Origin of the sequence: Neisseria iguanae, from assembly GCF_003013245.1 — a bacterium.
In the GTDB taxonomy this organism is placed as follows: Bacteria; Pseudomonadota; Gammaproteobacteria; order Burkholderiales; family Neisseriaceae; genus Neisseria; species Neisseria iguanae.
The window spans coordinates 1-5,077 of the sequence record NZ_PXYY01000128.1 but is presented as its reverse complement, the minus strand read 5'-3'; the positions used below and the strand labels follow the sequence as shown (position 1 = coordinate 5,077).

3 protein-coding genes and 1 pseudogene are annotated in these 5,077 nt (G+C 47.2%); 2 read left to right on the top strand and 2 right to left on the bottom strand.

Features of this window, described 5'->3' with window-relative positions:
- Nucleotides 1–190: pseudogene (locus C7N83_RS12970) on the top strand (hypothetical protein); the annotation flags it as partial.
- Between the two features lie 184 nt (nucleotides 191–374).
- Here C7N83_RS12970 and C7N83_RS12965 read toward each other — a convergent pair.
- Both C7N83_RS12965 and clpB read right to left on the bottom strand, forming a co-directional pair.
- Complete coding sequence (locus C7N83_RS12965) at nucleotides 375–869, bottom strand: hypothetical protein (RefSeq protein WP_106743147.1); 495 nt, start codon at nucleotides 867–869, stop codon at nucleotides 375–377.
- Nucleotides 870–1,033: 164 nt separating this feature from the next.
- The gene (gene clpB / locus C7N83_RS12960; protein ID WP_106743145.1) at nucleotides 1,034–3,607 is read right to left on the bottom strand and encodes an ATP-dependent chaperone ClpB; all 2,574 of its coding nucleotides are present in this window, start codon (nucleotides 3,605–3,607) and stop codon (nucleotides 1,034–1,036) included.
- A 262-nt stretch (nucleotides 3,608–3,869) separates the two neighbouring features.
- On the opposite strand from clpB, the gene trpS reads away from it, so the two are divergent.
- The gene (gene trpS, locus C7N83_RS12955; protein ID WP_106743144.1) at nucleotides 3,870–4,880 is read left to right on the top strand and encodes a tryptophan--tRNA ligase; all 1,011 of its coding nucleotides are present in this window, start codon (nucleotides 3,870–3,872) and stop codon (nucleotides 4,878–4,880) included.
- The last annotated feature ends 197 nt before the right edge of the window (nucleotides 4,881–5,077 follow it).

The following is a 5,077-nucleotide window of genomic DNA, read 5'->3' as shown; positions in this document are numbered from 1 at the left end:
CATTAACGGGATGGAAAACTTTTGAGACCGGGCAAAGCGCATGCTACGGAAATAGAATGGAATTGACCGGAAATCTTTTCCATTATTCCGGAAAGAATGCGGGTTTCGTTTTAACTTTGGCGCACCAAAAGGGCAGCTTAAAATTTTTCTCATTATTTCTTCCTTAAAGTTAAATCGTGCGCCATTTTAACCTTACCAACCAAAGATTAAAAATATATTTTAAGCAATTTAATGGAATTTATTTTAAATATTTAAAATATTATTTGTCCAATTCTGTAGATTATTTCAATTAATTTTACAGTATGACTGAATTTCTAACGCCTTGCACTTTTTACTAACATTACTCACATCATTCAAATGCCGTCTGAAACCTTTCAAACAACTGTCGACAACCATTGTGGCAAATCTGCCTTGCGTTTGCATACCGTATTCAAACGTTGCTGCCCGTCTTTATCAAACACTAAATCCACTCCGCTTTGCAGGCGCAGAATGACGTTGGCGGGGTCTTCGACTTTAAAAAAGTCAATATGGTGGCAGATTAACTGGCTCAGCACGAAATTTAAATTCAGCTTCTCCGGCCGGCTAAAAATCCACGGATACAACAAAATCGAGCGGCCGCCGTCTATGCTGCCGAAAGGCAAATGCTCCAAACAGATTTGGTTCAAAATACCATCTGAAAAATGAAATTCGATGTTGCCGTAAAGCCAAATGTTCAAGCCCTGCTTTACCACCAAACCTTGCGATGTACAGTCCGGATCGGGAAACATCTGTAAAATCTGCTCGTCGCTCTGGCCGATTTCAATATAATCGAAGCGGCCGGTTTTCAAGAATTCATGCATATTGACGGCAATCGGGAAATTGAATTTCATGGCACACTCCATCGGTGAAACTGAATGGTCTTTATCTTAAATTAAAACAAGAATGAAATCTATTCTTATTTGAAGGGTAAATAAAAAGGCCGTCTGAAAATTTATTTTTTTTCAGACAGCCTTAATGATTGCCTTATCTCAACTAATTGTTGATTAAGCTTGTTTTATTCAAATGCCAAACGATCGCCGTCGGCCGTAACGTTAATCACGCTCTCCGGTGCATAGTAGCCGGACAGCAAGGCTTTTGCCAGCGGGTTTTCAATCTCAGCTTGAATCGCGCGTTTCAGCGGACGTGCACCATATACGGGATCAAAACCGGCTTCGGCGATAATGTCTAAAGCAGCGTCAGATACGCGCAAGTGTAAGTCTTGCGCCGCCAAACGTTTCTCCAAACCGCGCAACTGGATTTTGGCAATGCTGCGAATGTGCTCTTGAGCCAAACCGTGGAACACGACCACTTCGTCAATGCGGTTAATCAGCTCAGGGCGGAAATGCGCTTTCACGTCTTCCATTACCACTTCTTTGAGCGCATCGTAATCAGCGGTGCCCATTTGCTGAATGTGTTGGCTGCCGATGTTGGAAGTCATCACCACCACGGTGTTTTTGAAGTCCACCGTACGGCCTTGACCATCGGTCAGACGGCCGTCGTCCAAGACTTGCAGTAAGATGTTGAACACATCGGGATGCGCTTTTTCCACTTCATCCAGCAAAATCACGCTGTAAGGCTTGCGACGTACCTGCTCGGTAAGATAGCCGCCTTCTTCGTAACCGACATAGCCCGGAGGCGCACCGATTAAGCGGGCAATACTGTGTTTTTCCATGTATTCCGACATATCGATGCGGATTAAATGGGCTTCGCTGTCAAACAGGAATCCGGCCAGCGTTTTGCATAATTCGGTTTTGCCCACGCCGGTCGGGCCTAAGAACAAGAAGCTGCCGTATGGTTTGTTCGGGTCAGCCAAACCGCTGCGGCTGCGGCGGATGGCATCGGCCACGGCACGCACAGCTTCATCTTGACCCACCACGCGCTGATGCAGCACGTCTTCCATCTTCAGCAATTTCTCGCGTTCGCCTTCCATCATTTTCGCCACCGGAATGCCGGTCATGCGCGACACGATTTCGGCCACTTCGTCCGCACCCACTTCAGTGCGGAAAAGCATGTTGGCTTTTTTGTTTTCCGTACTGCTCTCGGCGGCAGCCAATTGCCCGCTCAATTTCGGCAGTTCCCCGTATTCCAATTCGGATGCGCGGGCATAATCGCCTTGGCGTTTGGCCTGCTCGATTTTCACTTTCAAATCATCGATTTGCTTTTTGATATCGGCCGAGCTAGACGATGCGGCTTTTTCGGCTTTCCAGATTTCATCCAAATCGGCGTATTCTTTTTGTAAACCGTCGATTTCTTCGTCAATCAGTTCCAAGCGTTTTTTACTGGCTTCGTCACTTTCTTTTTCGACGTGCATTTTTTCCATTTTCAATTGGATAATGCGACGGTCGAGTTTGTCCATCTGCTCGGGCTTAGAATCCAATTCCATTTTGATGCGGCTGGCAGCTTCGTCAATCAAATCAATGGCTTTATCCGGTAGGAAACGGTCAGTAATGTAGCGGTCGCTTAATTCGGCCGCGGCCACAATCGCCGGATCGGTAATATCGATGCCGTGGTGGATTTCGTAACGTTCCTGCAAACCGCGCAAGATGGCGATGGTGTCTTCCACGCTCGGTTCGCCGACCAAGACTTTTTGGAAACGGCGCTCCAGTGCGGCATCTTTTTCAATGTATTGGCGGTATTCGTCCAAAGTGGTCGCGCCGATACAGTGTAATTCGCCGCGTGCCAAGGCCGGTTTCAACATATTGCCGGCATCCATCGCGCCGTCGGTTTTGCCAGCGCCGACCAAAGTGTGGATTTCATCAATAAAAATCAATGTGTTGCCATCATCTTTAGCCAAGTCGTTCAACACTGCCTTCAAGCGTTCTTCAAATTCGCCCCGGTATTTGGCACCGGCAATCAAAGCCGCCAAATCCAACACCAGCAGGCGTTTGCCGCGTAAAGATTCCGGCACTTCGCCATTGACGATGCGCTGCGCCAAACCTTCTACAATCGCGGTTTTACCCACGCCCGGTTCGCCAATCAATACCGGATTGTTTTTGGTGCGGCGTTGCAATACCTGAATCGCACGGCGGATTTCGTCGTCACGGCCAATCACTGGGTCGAGCTTGCCTTCGCGGGCGCGCCGAGTTAAATCAGTAGTGTATTTTTTCAAGGCTTCGCGTTGGTCTTCTGCGTTAGCATCGTTTACGGCTTGGCCGCCGCGCACGGCATCAATCGCCGCATTGATATTTTGCTCGGTCGCGCCAGCTTTTTTCAACACTTTGCCTGCAGCATCATTTTGCTGCACAAGAGCCAACAAAAACAATTCGCTGGCAATGTAGGCATCGCCGCGCTTCGTTGCGGCTTTGTCCATCAGGTTCAACACCGCCTGCAATTCACGGCTCGGCAAAATCTCGCCGCCATTGCCCGATACTTTCGGTAACCCGTTTAACAAAGCGTGTAATTCAGTTTTCACCTGCACCACGTTCACACCGGCATGCGCCAGTAAAGCCGCCGCGCCACTGTTTGGGTCGTCTAACAAAGCTTTTAAAACATGGTCGGCTTCCAAATAGCTGTTATCTGCCGCTAAGGCTAAGCTTTGGCCTTCCTGCAGGGCTTGTTGGAATTTCGCGGTAAGTTTGTCGAATCTCATCTTTTGCTTCCTTTTCATAGAAATATTCTGTTAACCCAAATATAAAGCCATCTGTGGATAACTCAATAAGGAAAAGAATATTTTTTACTGATTTTCTTATATCATATTGTTTTTAATTATTATTAATTGTGCATAACTTTCTAAAATACCTTAAATCAAAGCCAATAAGGCCGTCTGAAAAAATCAGGGCAATCAGGTATAATACAGCCCTAATCTTTTTCAGACGGCCTTTTTATTCTGAAGCCGAAAACAGGAACCAACCATGAGCAAAAAACGTGTTCTCACCGGTGTCACCACCACCGGCATTCCCCACTTGGGCAACTATGTCGGCGCCATCCGCCCCGCCATCCGCGCCGCACAAGCCGATGATACCAAGTCTTTTCTGTTTCTCGCCGATTACCACGGCATCATCAAATGCCACGATCCGGTCATGATTCATGAATCGACCCAAGCCGTAGCGGCAACATGGCTTTCATGCGGACTCGACCCTGAGCGCACCACGTTTTACCGCCAAAGCGACATTCCGGAAATCATGGAGCTGAATTGGATTTTGACCTGCATCACCGCCAAAGGCTTGATGAACCGTGCCCATGCGTATAAAGCCGCCGTACAGGACAACCTCAATAACGGCCAAGAAGACCAAGACCATCAAATCGAAATGGGCTTATACAGCTACCCGATTCTGATGACTGCCGATATTTTGATGTTTAAGGCCAACGAAGTGCCCGTAGGCCGCGACCAAATCCAACACGTTGAAATGGCTCGCGACATTGCCGGCCGCTTCAACCACCGCTTTAAAAAAGTGTTTACCCTGCCCGAAGTCAAAATTGATGAAAAGGTCGAATTGCTGGTCGGTTTAGATGGCCGCAAAATGTCGAAATCCTACGGTAACACCATTCCACTGTGGGAAAACGACAAAAAAACCCAAAAATCGGTCAACAAAATCATCACCAATCTGAAAGAACCGGGCGAACCAAAACAGCCGGACGAAAGCCCGTTGTTTGAAATCTACAAAGCCTTCGCCACACCGTCTGAAACCGCCGAATTCACCCAAATGCTCGCCGAAGGCTTGGCTTGGGGCGAAGCGAAAAAACTGTTGGCTACCAAAATCAACACCGAATTATCCGAACCCCGCGAGCGCTACGCCGCCCTTACCGCCAATCCCGCCCAAATCGAAGAAATTTTGCAGGCGGGTGCCGCCAAAGCCCGCAAAGAAGCGCGTGTGTTGCTGGACGAAGTGCGCGATGCTGTGGGTATTCGTGCATTGAAATAAAGGTTTGAAAATGAGAAAGATAGTGTATTGCGCCGTCAAATAGATTTACATTTCTTAATATTGTAAAAAGGCGCACCCTGATTTATTCAGGGCGTTTTGTTTAATATTAAACAGATTTCTGTTTTTGTTTTCTATTTATTTTTCAGTAAATTAAAAATCTATAGGGAATTGGCCATTAACTTTTTATTTATACCTTT